The organism is Stenotrophomonas sp. YJH_SMC_91, from assembly GCF_059368495.1.
Window position 1 is genome coordinate 239,135 of sequence record NZ_JCAFRT010000004.1, and the last position, 16,455, is coordinate 255,589.

The 16,455-nt window shown below is 66.5% G+C and carries 17 protein-coding genes and 1 tRNA gene; 11 read left to right on the forward strand and 7 right to left on the reverse strand.

What is annotated here, in order from left to right; genetic code table 11:
* The 11 genes from AC5P5X_RS08285 (at position 1) to AC5P5X_RS08335 (ending at position 10,825) form a co-directional block, all read left to right on the forward strand.
* Positions 1 to 897, forward strand: coding sequence for a baseplate assembly protein (locus AC5P5X_RS08285; protein WP_005412462.1), 897 nt, complete (start codon positions 1 to 3; stop codon positions 895 to 897).
* Between the two features lie 223 nt (positions 898 to 1,120).
* Complete coding sequence (locus AC5P5X_RS08290) at positions 1,121 to 1,669, forward strand: phage tail protein I (RefSeq protein WP_223846484.1); 549 nt, start codon at positions 1,121 to 1,123, stop codon at positions 1,667 to 1,669.
* A gap of 7 nt (positions 1,670 to 1,676) precedes the next feature.
* Entirely contained in the window at positions 1,677 to 3,677 is a 2,001-nt protein-coding gene (locus AC5P5X_RS08295; protein ID WP_111188999.1) for a tail fiber domain-containing protein, read from the forward strand.
* Between the two features lies 1 nt (position 3,678).
* On the forward strand, positions 3,679 to 4,338 hold the full coding sequence (locus AC5P5X_RS08300) for a hypothetical protein (RefSeq protein ID WP_111173608.1): 660 nt from the start codon (positions 3,679 to 3,681) through the stop codon (positions 4,336 to 4,338).
* Between the two features lie 106 nt (positions 4,339 to 4,444).
* The gene (locus AC5P5X_RS08305; protein ID WP_024956112.1) at positions 4,445 to 5,647 is read left to right on the forward strand and encodes a phage tail sheath C-terminal domain-containing protein; all 1,203 of its coding nucleotides are present in this window, start codon (positions 4,445 to 4,447) and stop codon (positions 5,645 to 5,647) included.
* A gap of 2 nt (positions 5,648 to 5,649) precedes the next feature.
* Positions 5,650 to 6,153, forward strand: a complete 504-nt coding sequence (locus tag AC5P5X_RS08310; protein WP_005412457.1) for a phage major tail tube protein — start codon at positions 5,650 to 5,652, stop codon at positions 6,151 to 6,153.
* Positions 6,154 to 6,233: 80 nt separating this feature from the next.
* Positions 6,234 to 6,524 (forward strand): phage tail assembly protein, encoded by a 291-nt coding sequence (locus AC5P5X_RS08315; protein ID WP_005412456.1) that lies wholly within the window; start codon positions 6,234 to 6,236, stop codon positions 6,522 to 6,524.
* A 120-nt stretch (positions 6,525 to 6,644) separates the two neighbouring features.
* A complete protein-coding gene (locus tag AC5P5X_RS08320; protein ID WP_111189000.1) occupies positions 6,645 to 9,092 on the forward strand; it encodes a phage tail tape measure protein in 2,448 nt (815 codons plus the stop codon).
* A gap of 2 nt (positions 9,093 to 9,094) precedes the next feature.
* Complete coding sequence (locus AC5P5X_RS08325) at positions 9,095 to 9,562, forward strand: phage tail protein (protein WP_005408323.1); 468 nt, start codon at positions 9,095 to 9,097, stop codon at positions 9,560 to 9,562.
* On the forward strand, positions 9,546 to 9,761 hold the full coding sequence (locus tag AC5P5X_RS08330) for a tail protein X (RefSeq protein ID WP_005408322.1): 216 nt from the start codon (positions 9,546 to 9,548) through the stop codon (positions 9,759 to 9,761). The genes AC5P5X_RS08325 and AC5P5X_RS08330 overlap by 17 nt, the downstream gene beginning before the upstream one ends.
* Positions 9,752 to 10,825 (forward strand): phage late control D family protein, encoded by a 1,074-nt coding sequence (locus AC5P5X_RS08335; RefSeq protein WP_049397149.1) that lies wholly within the window; start codon positions 9,752 to 9,754, stop codon positions 10,823 to 10,825. The genes AC5P5X_RS08330 and AC5P5X_RS08335 overlap by 10 nt, the downstream gene beginning before the upstream one ends.
* 30 nt (positions 10,826 to 10,855) lie before the next feature.
* On the opposite strand, the gene AC5P5X_RS08340 is transcribed toward AC5P5X_RS08335, so the two are convergent.
* From AC5P5X_RS08340 to AC5P5X_RS08370, 7 genes are all read right to left on the reverse strand, one after another.
* Positions 10,856 to 11,236: a tautomerase family protein gene (locus AC5P5X_RS08340; protein ID WP_005408320.1), complete on the reverse strand. Its 381-nt coding sequence runs from the start codon at positions 11,234 to 11,236 to the stop codon at positions 10,856 to 10,858.
* Between the two features lie 233 nt (positions 11,237 to 11,469).
* A tRNA-Val gene (locus AC5P5X_RS08345) sits at positions 11,470 to 11,544 on the reverse strand.
* A 111-nt stretch (positions 11,545 to 11,655) separates the two neighbouring features.
* The gene (locus AC5P5X_RS08350) at positions 11,656 to 12,009 is read right to left on the reverse strand and encodes a PilZ domain-containing protein (RefSeq protein ID WP_005412452.1); all 354 of its coding nucleotides are present in this window, start codon (positions 12,007 to 12,009) and stop codon (positions 11,656 to 11,658) included.
* The gene (locus AC5P5X_RS08355; RefSeq protein WP_111189001.1) at positions 12,006 to 12,962 is read right to left on the reverse strand and encodes a DNA polymerase III subunit delta'; all 957 of its coding nucleotides are present in this window, start codon (positions 12,960 to 12,962) and stop codon (positions 12,006 to 12,008) included. The genes AC5P5X_RS08350 and AC5P5X_RS08355 overlap by 4 nt, the downstream gene beginning before the upstream one ends.
* Positions 12,959 to 13,624 carry a dTMP kinase gene (gene tmk / locus AC5P5X_RS08360; RefSeq protein ID WP_111189002.1) on the reverse strand — a complete coding sequence of 222 codons (666 nt, stop codon included), beginning with the start codon at positions 13,622 to 13,624 and terminating at the stop codon, positions 12,959 to 12,961. Before tmk ends, AC5P5X_RS08355 begins: the two co-directional genes overlap by 4 nt.
* Positions 13,621 to 14,682 (reverse strand): endolytic transglycosylase MltG, encoded by a 1,062-nt coding sequence (gene mltG, locus AC5P5X_RS08365; protein WP_012479292.1) that lies wholly within the window; start codon positions 14,680 to 14,682, stop codon positions 13,621 to 13,623. Before mltG ends, tmk begins: the two co-directional genes overlap by 4 nt.
* A gap of 197 nt (positions 14,683 to 14,879) precedes the next feature.
* On the reverse strand, positions 14,880 to 16,244 hold the full coding sequence (locus AC5P5X_RS08370) for an aminodeoxychorismate synthase component I (protein WP_012479291.1): 1,365 nt from the start codon (positions 16,242 to 16,244) through the stop codon (positions 14,880 to 14,882).
* Positions 16,245 to 16,455: the final 211 nt, after the last annotated feature.

Sequence of the window (16,455 nt, forward strand, 5' to 3'; positions counted from 1 at the left end):
GTGGCATCCGGCTCGTTCACCAGTGTCAATCTGTCCCAGCTGCCTGCACCGGCGGTCATCGAAGTGCTCGATTTCGAAGCCATGTTCGATGAATCGCTGACCGCACTGCAGGCCCTGGATCCCACCTTCGACGCGCTGCTGCCGTCGGACCCGGCCTTCAAGATCCTGGAGGTCTGCACCTACCTGCGCCTGCTCGATCGCCAGCGTGTCAACGACGCCGCGCGTGGCGTGATGCTGGCCTATGCCGGTGGCAGCGACCTGGACCACCTCGCCGCGATCTTCGGCGTCGCCCGCCAGGTGCTCGACCCGGGCAGGCCGCAGGAAGGCATTCCACCGCGATATGAGAGCGATGAGGACTTCCGCCGCCGCATCCAGCTGGGCCCGGAAGGGTTCAGCGTGGCAGGGCCGGAAGGTGCCTATGTATTCCATGCGCTGAGCGCGGACCCGCGCGTGCTCGACGCCAGTGCGACCAGTCCCGCCCCGGGCGAAGTGGTGGTCTCGGTGCTGTCGCGCGAAGCGGATGGAACCGCCACCCAGGGCCTGCTCGACATCGTCGAGGCGAAGCTGAGCGCCGATGACGTGCGACCGCTGACCGACCACGTGCTGGTGAAGCCGGCCACGATCGTCACCTACTCGGTCGACGCCACGCTGTTCACCTTTGCCGGCCCGGATTCGCAGGTCGTGCTTGCCGAAGCGCGCACCCGCCTGGACCGCTACATCAGCGAGTCACATCGCCTCGGCCGCGATGTCACCCGTTCGGGGTTGTTCGCCGCATTGCATGCCGAGGGCGTGCAGCGCGTGGAGATCGTCCATCCGGCTGCAGATGTGGTGGTGGACCGAACCCAGGCCACCCACTGCGCCGGCGTGACCCTGACCCACGGCGGCACCGATGAATGAGCCGAGCACGCGCCTGATCAACGCGCGGCTGCGCGGCGCGATCGATGGCCGCAACCGCACCTTCCGCCACCCCGGCGGCGCGCTGGCGAGCCTGCAGGCGGTGTACCGCACCGATGCACGGGGGCGGCAGCCGCTGCAGGGCAGCGTCATCGAGGGCAGCAGGGTCACCCTGGCCGCTGCACCGGCGCCCGGCGAGGTCATCGATGGTGACGCCCAGGTGGTGGTGCCCTCGGCGGCAAACCTGCTACCCGCCAACGCCACCCATGCCGAGCGCGCGCTTGCCCGCGCCATCGTTGCACGTCCGTTGCCGGTGGACATCACCGCGCTGTGGGATGCCGACCGCTGTCCGACCGCACTGCTGCCCTGGCTGGCCTGGGCGCTGTCGGTGGACGAATGGAAGGCCTACTGGCCCGAAGCCGTGAAGCGCGCCCGGGTGCGTACGGCCATCGCCATCCAGCGTCGCAAGGGCACCGCCGGCAGCGTGCGCGACGTGGTGGCCGCCTTCGGTGGATCGGTGCTGATCCGCGAGTGGTGGCAGCTGCAGCCCAGGGGCGCGCCGCACACCTTCGAAGCGGTGATGACCATCGCCAACCAGGATGGCCAGTCCGCCACGGCGATGTTCGTGGAGGACGTCATCGGCGAAATCACCCGGACCAAGCCGGTGCGCTCGCACTTCACCTTTACCCAGGGCATGCAGGCCGACGCCGCCGTCGGCGCACTTGCAGCCGCCCACGCCACGGCCTTCCGCCGCCTTCAACTGATCGGAGAGTAACCCCCGCATGCGCTTGAAAATCACCGATGCCGGCTTCGCCAAGCTGGTCAATCCGCCGAACACCGGCACCAACGCCGTGCTGATCACCCAGATCGGCCTGACCTCGACCGCCTTCGTGCCTTCCGCGGGGCTCACCGCACTGCCCGGCGAGATCAAGCGCGTCGCCACCTTCGGCGGCCAGGCCGTGGGCGATGACACCGTGCACGTCACCATCCGCGACGACAGCGCCACCTCCTACACGCTGCGCGGCTTCGGCCTGTACCTGGCTGACGGTACGCTGTTCGCCAGCTACGGCCAGGCCGATCCGATCATGGAGAAGTCGGCCGCATCGATGCTGCTGCTGGCCACCGATACCCGCTTCAGCGGGATCGACACGACGCAGATCCAGTTCGGCGATGCCGGCTTCCTCTATCCACCGGCCACCACCGAGGTCGTCGGCGTGGTCGAGCTGGCCACCAGCACCGAAGCCGAAGATGCGACCGACACCCAGCGCGCAGCTACCCCGCGTGGCGTGCGCGCTTACACCGACAAGCGCTTCGGCGCCAGCGCCCCGACCGCGCTGGCGAAGACACTGCTGTCTGCGGCGAACACCGCGGCGGCGCGCACTGCGCTGGAACTGAAGAGCGCCGCACTGAAGGACACCGGGCATGGCAACGGCCTGGACGCCGACACCCTGGACGGCAAGCACGCCTCCGAGTTCGCCCTGGCCGGTGACTTCGCCACCGTGGGCCACAAGCATGTGATTGCCGATGTGACCGGGCTGCAGTCGGCACTGGATGGCAAGGCGTCCAGGGGCGGCAACACGTTCACCGACCAGCAGTTCATCAGCGGCACGTATCCGTTGCTGGGCTTCGGTGCCGCCGGTGCCGAGCAGTCCTTCATTGGCGGCTGGGCAAATTCCAGCCTGTGGCGCGTGTGGAGCGCGGACCGCAGTGCCAGCAGCGAGATAACCATCAAGCATGGTGATGGCCCGCGCTGGAATGGATCGCCGATGTGGCATGCCGGGAACTTCGCGCCTGAAGCGAAGATGGACAAGAGTGGCGGGACGTTCACCGGGCACGTCGGCGTGAATGGAAACTCGCTTCGTTCCTATGGATGGAATGGTGTGGCCAACGACGGCGTACTCGTGCTCGGCGATACCAACTCCTACATTTTCAAGAACGGCTCGAACTTCACTTTCGCCAACGCGGCAGGCGGATACACCGCCATGCTCAACGCGGGCGGCACTGTTTGGACCAGCGGCAATTTCGATCCAGCAAGCAAGGTAAGCAAAGCCGGCGACACGATGACCGGCGGGCTCGCAATCAGCCTCGCCGGAGCGCAGATGTCAACCGGCTACCTATACCGATCAGCGGATGGTCGATTCAGCGTCCGAGCAGCTACGGATAGCGGGTCGGTTGGTAGCTACTACGCTTTCACAGCGTCCGGTATGTTCGAAGCCCTGAACGGTGGCGGGTCCTTCGCAGGCAGTGTTTCCTCGCAGGTGAACCCCGGTGCACCGAGCGCATTCATCGCCAACTGCTCGACTCTCGGATCACAGCAGGGCGCATACGCCGTGTACCAATCGGGCGTACGCCAATGGCAGCTTGGAGTTGAGAGCGACCGCTCTTTCAAGATCTGGTCGTACAACGACGATGGCACGTACCTCACCGACGCGATTGTGCTCTCGAGGAGCGGGTCATTGCGTACAAGCGGAGGCTTCGACTTCGGCTCCTCGCGCAAACTGAAGGATATCAACGGCCCCGTCCCCTACGGTCTTGCCGCTGTCGAGCGGATGGAACTGTCGGCCGGCCACTACAAGCCTGAGTACAACGACGACGGTCGCCGTCGCCTGTTCTTCGTCGCCGAGCAGCTGGCCGAACTGGTGCCGGAAGCGGTCGACCTGGAAGGCGTCGAGTTCCAGGGTGAGCGCGTGGCATCGGTCAAGCTCGACCAGCTGCTGCCGGTGATGGCCAAGGCCATCCAGGAACTGGCCGCCGAAGTGCGCGCACTGAAAGCGGAGCGCTGACATGCCCAGCGGATATCGCTCTTCCGGTGTCGACTTTGACGACCTGTTCGATCCGTACGTTGAAGGTCCACTGGCGCAGGATTCGGGCCGCCGTATCGGCGGCGGCGACCTGAGCCGCCGCTATGCCCACATCCAGTACGGCAGCAAGCGTGCCGACGTAGGCCATCGCATCAACGGAATGGACGTGTCCAACCTGTGGGCGGCCCGGGGTACCGCAAGCTACCGGCCGCCCTTCCATGGCAAGGACTACTCAGCCGGCAATGGCGCCAAAACAAACTCATTCGGCGATGTCACGGCGTCGGTGCAGATCAGCCTGCTGTCCGACGGCAACTTCACCGTCCACAGCAACAGTTACGGCGGTGGCAACGATGCCACCGCCCAGGTGGATTCCGGTCGCTGGGCACCGGCGGGTGCAAACCCCAGCCAGTACGAAGTGCAGTTCACGGCCAGCAACACAGGTGCTGCTTCGTTCAGCACAAGCGCACCGTCATTCTCCTCACTTGCGACATCGCGCTCGGCAACCGTATCCATCAGCATTCCTGCGGCATCTTCCATGTACGAGAGCATCACGGTTGAGATAGCCGTTCATCTCCGTCGTTCCGGTAGCCCCGCTCAGGTTTCAACCGTATACGCCAACGTCGCCGTTTCGGGCTGGTACTGATTGCACATCGGGCCACCGCTGCAATTATCGCGACCGCCACATTCTCCGAACATTACCCCGTCGCCTGCACAAGCCGGCACACACCCACACCGAGGAAGAACCCCGAATGACCGAATTTCTCCATGGCGTACAGGTCGTCAACATCGATACCGGTGCCCGATCGATTGCCATCGCCTCCAGCAGCGTGATCGGCATCGTCGGCACCGCACCGCTGGCCGACACCGAAGCGTTCCCCATCAACACGCCCGTACTGGTGACCTCGCCGTCGCAGGCCGCCAAGCTGTCGGCGACCACCGGCACCGATGCCGGCACCCTGCCCGGTGCGCTCGACACGATCTTCGACCAGTCCAGTGCCGTCGTCGTCGTGGTCCGCGTCGAGAAGGGCGCCAATGAAAGCGCCACCCTGGCCAACGTGCTGGGCGGCGTGAATGCCCAGACCGGCGCCTACGAAGGCGTGCATGCGCTGCTGGCCGCCAAGTCCATCGTCGGCGTCAAGCCGCGCATCCTGGTCGCACCCGGCTTCACCCATGTGCACCCGGCCGATCCGGCCAAGCCGGAGGCCGTGCTGGCCAACCCGGTCGTAGCGGAACTGCTCGGCATCGCCGACAAGCTGCGTGCGGTGATCATCAAGGATGGCCCGAACAGCAACGACGACGCTGCCAAGTCCACCGCCGCCCTGACCGGCTCCAAGCGCGTCTACGTGGTCGACCCCGCGCTGCTGGTGCAGTCCGGTGATGCCATCGTCACCCGCCATGCCTCCGGTGCCGTGGCCGGTGCCATCGCCCGCAGCGACAACGAGCGCGGCTGGTGGGCGTCGCCGTCGAACCTGGAACTCAACGGCGTGGTCGGTACCGCGCGTGCGATCGACTTCGGCCTGTCCGATGCCACCAGCCGCGCCAACCTGCTGAACCAGGCCAACGTGGCCACGGTCATCCGCGAAGGGGGCTTCCGCCTGTGGGGCAACCGCACCACCAGCATCGATCCGAAGTGGCAGTTCCTGTGCGTGGTGCGCACCGCCGACATCATCGCCGACAGCCTGGAAGCCGCCCACCTGTGGGCCGTCGACCGCGGCATCAGCAAGACCTACGTCGATGACGTGCGCGAGGGCGTCAATGCCTTCCTGCGCGGCCTGAAGACCCAGGGCGCGATCCTCGGCGGCAACTGCTGGATCGACCCGGAACTGAACGCAGCGGACAGCGTGGCCCAGGGCCGCTTCTACTGGGACTTCGACTTCACTCCGACCTACCCGGGTGAGCAGCTGACCTTCCGCATGCACATGAACAACAACTACGTCTCGGAGATCTTCTAAGCATGGCGCGCAAGATCCGTAAAAACTTCAACTTCTACGTCGACGGCAAGGGTTATGCCGGCAGCGTGATGTCCTTCACCGCCCCCAAGCTGTCGCTGAAGACCGAGGACTTCCAAGCCGGCGGCATGCTCGCCCCGACCGAGATCGTGCTCGGCCATGAAAAGCTGACCGCCGATGTCGAGTTCGCCTCCGACGACGCGGAGATCATGAGCAAGTTCCACGTCATCGAAAGCAAGGAATACGGCTTCACCGCCCGCGAGGCGCTGGAAGGCGACGACGGCGAAGTGACCCAGGTCGTGCACAACATGCGCGGCAAGGTGAAGCTGCTGGACCGTGGCGAAACCAAGGTCGGCGAGAAGGGCACGATCAAGGTCAGCCTGGCGCTGAGCTACTACAAGCTGACCCATGGTGCCCAGGTAGTGCAGGAGATCGACGTGGTCAACATGATCGCCCGCCAGGGTGGCGTCGACGTCCTGGCCGGCATCCGCGGCGCGCTGGGCATCTGAGCCCACGCCGCACCGAAGAACCCGGGGGCGCCTCGCGCCCCCGCATCCATCGCACCGCATCGCATTCCAGGAACGCATCCATGTCCAGCAAGACCAAGACCCCCACCGACACCGTCATCGAGCGCGATGGCTTTGCCGAGATCACCCTCACCCGTCCGCGCCAGGTCAATGGCATGGAAACCGCCGTGCTGCGCATGCGCGAGCCGACCGTGGAAGACATGGAGCGCTACCAGGACGACAAGGGCAGCGACGCCCAGCGTGAGGTGCGGATGATCGCCAACCTGTGCGAGATCTCGCCGGACGACGTGCGCAAGATGCCGTTGCGCGACTACGCACGACTGCAGGCAGGCGTCGCGCTTTTTACCACCTGACCCTGCCACAGATCAGGCAGGGAGTGCTCGCCCTGGCCGGTCATACCGGCTGGGGCCTGCGCGAAATCATGACACTGCGGGTGTCGAAGTTCATCTGGTGGATTCAGGGATTGCCGGTACATGGCCAGTAACGTTCAAACGACAACGATCACGATCGGCGGTGAGGTGTCCAAGTCGCTGAAGGACGCATTGTCCTTCGCCAATGATGGCGTGAAGCGCCTCGGCGATGAAGCCGGCAAGCTGGAGCTCAAGCTCGCCGCGATGAAGAAGTCGGGCACCGCATACACCCGCATGCGCGCGCAGGCCGATGCGCTGCGCGCCTCACAGGAAGCGCTGGAGCGTGTCGAAGCCAAGCGCACCGCCAACCTGGAGAAGCGCGAGAAACTCGGCGCCTCGTTCAAGGCAGCGCGCGGCACACTCGGCACCGCCGTCACCGCACTGGCCAAGCCGGTCGAGAACGCCTCCGGCTTCGCCCGCCAGAACCAGCAGATCGGCGTGGCAGCCAACCTCAGCCGCGCGCAGGTGAGTGCGCTCGGCCAGGCGATCCTGCAGCAATCGCGTGCAACCAACCAGGGCGCCGACGATCTGCAGCGGTCGATCAAGCTGATGGTCGCGGCCGGCATGGACGCACAGTCCGCGCAGGCCAGCCTCGGTGCTGTCGGGCGGACCACCACCGTCACCGGTGCCAGCATCGATGATGTGGCCCAAGCTGCGGCCGCCCTGCAGCAGTCGTTCGATATCGATCCCTCGCGCATGCAGAACGCGCTGGACGTGCTGGTGGTGAACAGCCAGCAGGGCAGCCTGGGCCTGAAGGACATGGCCCAGGTGCTGCCGGTGCTGGGTTCCTCGTTCGAGGCGATGAAGCTGCAGGGCACATCGGCGGCGGCTACGCTGGGTGCGGCACTGGAAGCCACGCTGGACTCGGCAGGTGGCGCCGACAAGGCCGCCAGCAACATGAAGAGTTTCATGTCCGAGGTGCTCTCGCCGGACATTCAGGAGAAGGCCAAGAAGAGCCTGAACCTGGATCTGCGCAAGATCATCGGCGATGCACAGACCAGCGGCGGCAATCCCTTCGATGCTGCGATGCAGGGGATCATCCAGGCGACTGCGGGCGACCAGAAGAAGATCGGCATCCTGTTCAGCGATGCACAGGCGAAGAACTTCGTCCAGCCCATGATCGAGAACTGGGACACCTACATCCGTGTCCGCGACAAGGCCTTGAATGGATCGGCGGGTACCACCGATGCGGCCTATGCCGACGCGATGCAGACCGATCCGCAGAAGATCGAAGGCGCCAAGATCGCCGTGGACAACCTGTCCAAGGCGTTCGGTGCGGCGCTGCTGCCCGCGGTGGGCGAGGCCGCGGTCAAGCTGACCGAGCTGTTGAACGGGGTTACCTCGTTCGTGCAGGAAAACCCGAAGCTGATCGCCAACACCACGCAGATCGTGGTCGGCATGCTGGGCATGCGCGCGGCGGTACTCGGCGCTCGCTATGCCTGGACCTTCCTGCAGGGCCCGATCCTGGGCGTGCAGAAGGCCATCCAGCTGTTCCGTGGCGGCAGCCTGCTGGCACAGCTGGGGCGCTTTGGGCCGATGGCCATGCGCCTGGCATCGGGTTTCCGCATCGTCGCAACTGCCATTGGTGCCATCGGCGGTGGCCCCATCGCCGTTGCCGTCGCCGCCATCACCGCCGGCGCCCTGCTGGTGCGCAAGTACTGGGAACCGATCAAGGCATTCCTGGGCGGCGTCTGGGAAGGCCTGAGCGGTGCAGGCACCGCAGCGATGGGTGAACTGATGCGCGCGGTTGAACCACTGCGCCCCGCCTGGGAAGTCATGAGCGGGCTGATCGGCCAGGCCTGGGACTGGCTGTCGAAGATGCTGGAACCGGCGCAGTACACCGGCAATGAATTGTCACGCGTCGCCCAGATCGGCTCGCTGGTGGGTGAGACGCTGCTGACCAACTTCCGGCTGGTGATCCAGGTCATCGGCGGCGTGGTGGGGGCGGTGGTGTGGCTGGGCGAGATGCTCGGCACCGTCGCCGGCTTCATCAACGAAACCCTTGGCAACATCTGGGAGTCGATCAGCCAGAAGGCGACCGCAGCGTTCGACCGCATCCTGGAAAAGCTCAAGCCAGTCATCGAAGGCGTCGGCTGGTTCATGGACAAGCTTGGTGGTGGCGTAGGGGCTGCCAACGACAAAGCGCTGGAGGTCGCCGAGGGCGGGCTGCAGACCGCAGTGGGCGCCGCCAACATCTACAGCGGCATGAAGGCGCGCGGCGGTGGTGGCATCGGCGACATGGCGCGCGTGGCGTACGCGGTCGGCACCAACGACAACGATGGCCTGAACCGCCGCATGGCCGAGCTGAGCGGCGCGCAGGGACGCCGTGCGCCGGACATGCCCTCGCCCACGATGCGCGCACCGACCACCGTGCAGCAGCAACAGACCAACAACATCACCATCCACCAGCAGCCAGGCGAATCCAGCGAGGCGGTGGCGCGCCGCACGGCCGACGAGCTGCAGCGTCGCAACGCGGTTGCCGCCCGTGGTGGCCTGGCAGACAGGAACTGAGCATGAAACGCGAATTCGTAACCGGCACTGTGGACAAGCTGCTGTCGCAGTTCAAAGCCAATGACTCCGGCAACGCCCCGGTCCTGCTGATGCTGGGCGGCTTCAAGTTCAGCCTCAACACCGCGGTCTTCCGGGAGATCCAGCAATCCAACGAGTATCGCTGGCAGGCGCAGGACCGCATCGGCCAGATGGCGGCCCTGCAGTACACCGGACCGGGCTCAGCCAGCATGACCCTGCCGGGCGTCATCTACTACCAGTTCCGCGGCGCCGGCAACGAGCTCTCACAGCTGCGCAAGCTGGCCGCGCAGGGCACGCCTCATCGACTGCTGACCGGCAAAGGCGGCAACCTGGGCCTGTGGGTCATCGAGAAGATCGATGCCACCGCCAGCGAGTTCACCGCCGACAGCGCGATCCTGAAACAGGAATTCACCCTTTCACTGCGGAAGCACAGCAATGGCACGAACGTATAGCACCCGCGACGGCGACGTCGTAGACCGTATCGCGTACGCGCATTATGGCGAGCAGTCACCGGCCATCCTGCGCGCGGTGTTCGATGCCAACCCGGGCCTGGCCGCACGCGGCCCGGTACTGCCTGCCGGCGTAGCGATCACCCTGCCGGAGGTGCAGCGCCCGGCCAGCGAGCGCAAGGGAGTCGCCCTGTGGGATTGAACATCACACCGGCCTTCCGCGTGGTGGCCAACAGCCAGGACATCACCGACAAGATCATGGCGCGCTTCAAGTCGCTGCGCATCACCGACGAGACCGGCAACACGTCCGACACGCTGGAACTGCAGCTGGCCGACCACGATCCGTCCGATCCGATCCAGCTGCCACCGGTTGGCGCGGAACTGGAGGCCTTCATCGGCTATGACGGCGAAGTGCGGCGCGTAGGCCTGTACATCTGCGACGAGGTGGAGATCTCCGGCTTTCCCGGCAGCATGACGCTGCGCGCCCGGGCGGCACCGTTCGAGACCAGCAAGGGGGGCAAGAGCGACCTGCAGACGCAGAAGACACGCACCTGGAAGAAGGGCACCACGATCGGCGACATGGTGCGACGCATGGCCGGCGAGCATGGGCTGAACGCAGCGGTGAGCGCATCGCTGGCGTCCATCGTGCTGCCGCTGACGGTGCAGTCGCAGGAGTCGGACATGAACCTGCTGCTGCGCCTGGCCAAACAGCACGATGCCATCGCCAAGCCCGGAGGCGGGCGCCTGGTGTTCGTGAAGCGGGGCGAATCCACCAGCGCCAGCGGCGAGCGCATTCCCGATGTCACCCTCACCCCGGCCGATGGCAGCGACTACCGGGTAAGCCTTGCCGCACGCGAAGATGCCGGTACCACCATTGCGTACTACCGCGACGTGCGCAGTGCCAAGCGCCAGGAAGTGAAGGTCGGCAGCGGTGAACCGATCATGCGCCTGCGCATGGCCTATGCCGACCGGGAGAGCGCAGAAGCGGCGGCGCGCGCCAAGCATCGCGAACAGGCACGGCAGACGCGGACGCTCAGCTACACCCTGCCCGGCCGCGAAACACTGATGGCCGAAGCCACCGTGGTGATGCAGGGGTTCCGCGAGGGCGTGGATGGCCAGTGGCTGGTCAAGCGTGCCGAGCACAGCATCGGCAGCGAGGGCTTTATCACCCGCATCGAATGCGAACAACCCAACAGCGCCGACGCAGTGAAAGCGGCCAGCAATGCTCCGGCCAGCGAAGGCGAACAGGTCGGCAGCGAAGTGTAGATTCACGCCATGCGTGGTGCTTTCCGCGCATCAACTCACGTACTGCGCCACGCCATTGCCGAACGACCAGTTCTCCTTCTTTACTTCAACAAGATTGATGAACACATCCTCGCGGCGGATGCCCACCGCCGCGTGCAGTCCATCGGCGATGCCGGCGTACAACGCCTTCTTCTGCTCCAGCGTACGCCCTTCGTTCCAGGTGATCTGGATGCAGATGAAATCGTCGGTGCGGTCCACCCCCAGATAGCCGGGGTCGTAGATCAGCGTGCCGGCGTCGTGCTGCTGGAAGATCTGGAAGCGGTCGTTCTCCGGCACGCCCACCGCGCGCATGGCCTGGTAGATGGCTTCGCCGACACGTTGCAGGTAGTCGGCGGATTTACCTTTGCGAAGATCGATGCGGGCGAGCGGCATGGTGGCACTCCAGGGAATGGGGGCACGGCACTGCCTCGAGAGTACGCCGGCCGTGAACCACGGAACAGCGCATGGATGGAATCCTGTGCCCGCATCGGTGAAGTGCGTCCCCCGAGCGCTTCGCGCGGTTGAGGGAGCCGGTGAGTCGCGCTTCCAACGATGCCGGAAAGCCGCGCTGATGGTCAGGCAACAAAAAAGCCCCCATTTCTGGAGGCTTCTTTCGTTCTGCAACATGGTGGGCGGTACAGGGATCGAACCTGTGACCCTTGCCGTGTGAAGGCAATGCTCTACCGCTGAGCTAACCGCCCGGTGTGTTGCTGAGCCGCTCATTATAGGGGCTTTTCAGAGGCCGTCAACACTTTTTCACATTCGTGTTCACGGGCGTTTCGAGGCATGCAGCCGCATGGCCCGGCGCTACCTCACATCGTGTGGGTCGGCTTGTCCGAACCGGTCAGGCCGGCCAGCAGGGTCTCGATCTTGTGGCGTACGCCCTCGCCTTCTGCACCGTCGGCCAGCTGCACGCCGATGCCGGCGGTACGGTTGCCCTGCGCGCCGGCCGGGGTCACCCAGATCACCTTGCCGGCCACCGGCAGGCGCTCGCTGGAATCGGGCAGCGTCAGCAGCAGGAACACCTCGTCACCGAGGAAGTAACGCTTGGGCGTGGGCACGAAGATGCCGCCGTTCTTCACGAACGGCATGTACGCGCTGTACAGCGCGGCTTTGTCCTTCACGGCCAGGGACAGGATGCCCTGGCGGGCGTTGCTGGCACTCATCGATTTCCCCTTGCGGCAGGCCGCTCGTTCACCTTGTTCCAGGCCAGCAGCAACTCGACCACCGCAAGGTCTGCACGCACCGTGGTGCGCAGCAGGTCGCGGGTGCGGTTGGCCGCATCGAACCAGGCTGCAAGCTTGTGCAATCGCTCCGGCGTGGTCAAGGCATCGGTGCTGGCCTGGGCCAGCGCCAGGTCGGCGGCAAAGCGCAGGCGCAGCGCCGCGTTGTCGTCACCACACCACTTCTGCGCCAGCTCCACCGCGCCGGTCTTGCCGGCGGCCAGCTGTTCCAGATCTCGACCGACTTCGCGGCGCAGGCTCAGGCCGTCTTCGCGCAGCCAGTTGTCGGCCTGGCCGGGATGGCCGCGGGCGGCCTCCAGCGCTTCGCGCGCCGATGCTTCGCCGTGGCCCTGCTGCTGCAGCCAGGCCAGCGCTTCGTGCTGCGGCGGCAGCTTGAACTCCAGGCGTTGGCAGCGGCTGCGGATGGTCTGCGGCAGGCGTGCCGGGTCGCTGCTGATCAGCCACAGGTAGCGGCCGGGCTGCGGCTCTTCCAGCGTCTTCAGCAGCGCGTTGGCCGCCGAGCGGTTGATCGCATCGGCCGGGTCGACGATCACCACCTGCGCCACGCCGTACTGCGGGGTCAGCGCCAGCTTGTCGGTGATCTCGCGCACCTGCTCGATGACGATCTCGGTACGCAGCTTGTCGCCGCTCTTGTTCGGAATGAAGCTGACCAGCTGCAGGTCCGGATGGGTACCGGCGGCGATCAGCTGGCGCGTGCGCGTGGCGTGCGCGGCATCCCCGCGCGCCAGCACGTGGTCAGCCAACGCCAACGCCACCTCACGCTTGCCCAGCCCGGCCGGCCCGCAGATCAGCAGGCCATGGCCGAGGCGACCCGCATCGAGCGCGGCCACGGTCTGGTCGAACGCGCGCTGCTGCCAGGGCGAAAACGTGCTCATGCGCCCTCCCCGTCCTGCAGCCAGCGCTCGACAAGCGCAACTACATCAGCGGCGACGCGCGCCTGTACCTGGCCGGCGTCGATCAACGCGAAGCGCTGCGGATCCCGCTGCGCACGGCTGCGGAACACTTCGCGCACGCGCTGGAAGAAATCATCCTGTTCGCTCTCGATGCGGTCCGGCCACAGATCACGGCCATTGGCGCGTGCCCGGCCGACGGCCACGTCCACGTCCAGCAGCAGGGTCAGGCCCGGCAGCAGGCCCACCGCGCGGCGCTCCAGATCGGCAATCCACTGCGGGTCGAGGCCACGGCCACCGCCCTGGTAGGCATAGCTGGAATCGGTGAAACGATCGCTCAGCACATAGGCACCGCGCTGCAGCGCCGGCTGGATCACCTGGCGCACATGCTGCGCGCGCGCGGCGAACACCAGCAACAGCTCGGCTTCGGCGCTGAGCGGTTCGGCGGCGATCTCGGCATCGGGCTTCAGCACCAGGCCGCGGATGCGCTCGGCCAGCGGCGTACCGCCCGGCTCGCGGGTCAGTACCACCTCATGACCGTGGCTGCGCAGGCAGTCTCGGATGGCATTGATGGCGGTGGTCTTGCCCGCGCCCTCGCCGCCTTCCAGGCTGACGAAACGCGGGTGGCGAAGCAGCGCGGGACTCATTGCGCCGGGGTCTCCTGGGTACGTTGCTGGCGCAGCTGCTGCAGGTAGCGGGCGACTGCGGCGTTGTGCTGGTCCAGGCTGGGCGAGAACACGTGCGCGCCGCTGCCATCGCCCACCGCGACGAAGTACAGCGCGTCGCCCGCCGCGGGTTGCGCGGCCGCCATCAGCGCGTCGCGGCTGGGCATCGCGATCGGGGTCGGGGTCAGGCCGGCACGGGTATAGGTGTTGTACGGCGTATCGGTGGTCAGGTCGCGGCGGCGGATGTTGCCGTCATACGCGGCACCGAGGCCGTAGATCACGGTCGGGTCGGTCTGCAGGCGCATGCCGATCTTCAGGCGGCGCATGAACACGCCGGCAATCTGCGGGCGTTCGCTGGCCAGCGCGGTTTCCTTCTCGATGATCGAGGCCATCGTCAACAGCTCGTAGGGCGTGTTGATCGGCAGGTCCGGCGCGCGGCTTTCCCAGGCCTCGTCCAGCGCCTTTTCCATTGCGGCATGGGCGCGCTTGAGCACGTCCAGATCGCTGTCGCCACGCTGGTAGACATAGGTCTCCGGCAGGAAGCGGCCTTCCGGATGCTGGCCACCAAAACCGAGACGCTGCATCAGCGCGGCGTCATCGAGATTGTCGGTGGTGTGCAGCAGCGGCTCGGCGCGCTTGAGCGCGGCACGCAGCTGGCGGATGTTCCAACCCTCCACGATGGTGACGCGGTGCTGCAGCACCTTGCCGGCACGCATGCGCAGCAGCAGCTCGCGCGGGGTCAGGTCGCCACTGAGCGCGTACTCGCCCACCTTCAGCTTGCCGGCGGCATCAAGCTGACGCGCCAGCAGCTGCCACTGGGTGTCCTGGCCCTCGTCCACGCCGGCATCGCGCAGCTTGCGCAGCACGCTGTTCATGCCATCGCCGCTGGCGATGACCATGCTCTCGGCAGTCGGGGTGATCGGGGCATCGGCGAAACGCGTCTGCTGGTAGAAGAACCACGCGCCCACGCCGGCCACGACGGCGCCCAGCACCACCACCAGCGTTACCACGAACAGACACCCGCGCTTGGCTCCCGCCATGGACTACCTCTGAACTCGATTCCGTCGTGCAGGATACCGTGCCGGTGGATTGGGGTCATGACCGGGGCCACGCAGCCGTGCCGACCAACGGTCGGCACCCACCGGAACAACGGCACCCGCCGGTACCGGTAGTGCCGGCCGCTGGCCGGCAATCGCGTGGACCGCGGATGAATGAGGTTGCCGGCCAGCGGCCGGCACTACCCCTGCTGGCCCAGTGCGCGCAGCAGGCCGCGGGCCTTGGCGCGGGTCTCGTCCAGCTCCTTGTCCGGGTCCGAATCGACCACGATGCCGGCGCCGGTGCGGAAGCTCACCTCGTGGCCATCCACTTCGGCGGTACGGATCAGGATGTTCAGGTCCAGGTCGCCATCGCGGTTCAGCCAGCCGAACGCGCCGGTATAGGCGCCGCGCGGCACCTGCTCCAGCTCGCTGATGATCTGCATGCAGCGCACCTTCGGGCAGCCGGTGATGGTGCCACCCGGGAACGTGGCGGCGATCACCTCGCCGGGCGTGACCTCCGGGCGCAGATGGCCGCTGACGTTGCTGACGATGTGGTGCACGTGCGCGTAGCTCTCCACGGTCATCAGCTCATCGACCACCACGGTGCCCGGCAGGCAGATGCGGCCCAGGTCGTTGCGCTCCAGGTCGATCAGCATCACGTGCTCGGCGCGCTCCTTGGGGTGACCGACCAGTTCCTGGATGCGCGCGGCATCGTCGTCGCCTTCGAAGCGTGGACGGGTACCGGCAATCGGACGGGTCTGCGCATGGCCGGCGTGCACCGACACCAGCCGCTCCGGCGAGGAACTGACCACATGGCGGCCGTGCGCGCTGAACAGGCCGGCAAACGGCGCCGGGTTGGCACGACGCAGCTGTGCGTACAGCGCCTGCGGGCTGACCGGCGCAGCGAACTGCGCGTTCCAGCGCCGCGACAGGTTCACCTGGAACACGTCGCCGGCGCGCAGATACTCGATCACCCGGCGCACGCCATCGGTGAAACGCTGCGGCGCGTCCTCGCCGACCGCCTGCGGTGGCTGCCAGCCCTGCCCGGCTTCGGGCAGCGCGGCCGAGGCCAGTGCCACCAGCGCATCCAGCAATGCCTGCTCGCCGGCTTCGGCAATGACGAAGCTGGCCTCGTTGTGGTGGTCGTGCAGCACCGCGGCCGGGCAGCGCAGCGCCAGCGCGGTCGGGCGGCCATCCCCGCGAGCACGCGCCGGCAGCACCGGTTCGATCTGGCTGGCCACTTCGTAATCGAGCATCAACGCCCAGCCGCCGCGGAACGGCAGGCTGTGGCTGCCGTCATGCGACAGGCGCTCATGCTGCCAGGCGCGATCCAGTGCCTGCAGGAACGTGCCGGGCTGCACCAGGTCGTGCTGGTCGCGCACCTGGCCGTCGGCATCCAGCCGCAGGCCATCGCCCTGCGCGACCAGCAGCAGGCTCCAGCGGCCCTGGGCGGTGCCCGAGGCGGTGGATTCCATCAGCAGCGGGAAACGCGCCGGGTCGTGCTGCTGCAGGGCCAGCAGATCGATCGGGTGCGGCAGCGGGTGGATCAGCGGTGCGTGGGTCATGGCAGCCAGTTCGGGAGTTCAGATGCACGGAAGCCGCCTTGCGGCGGCTCCGTGGTGCACGGCGTTGATCCGTTTGTCGGATTGCCGATGGGTAGAGTCGACTGTCAGTCGACTGCTTTCCCATCAACGATCACCGCGGCGGATCGAAAGGCAGTCGACTGACAGTCGACTCTACCAATGCGACGTCGAGCGTGGCGCGACGTCGCAACAC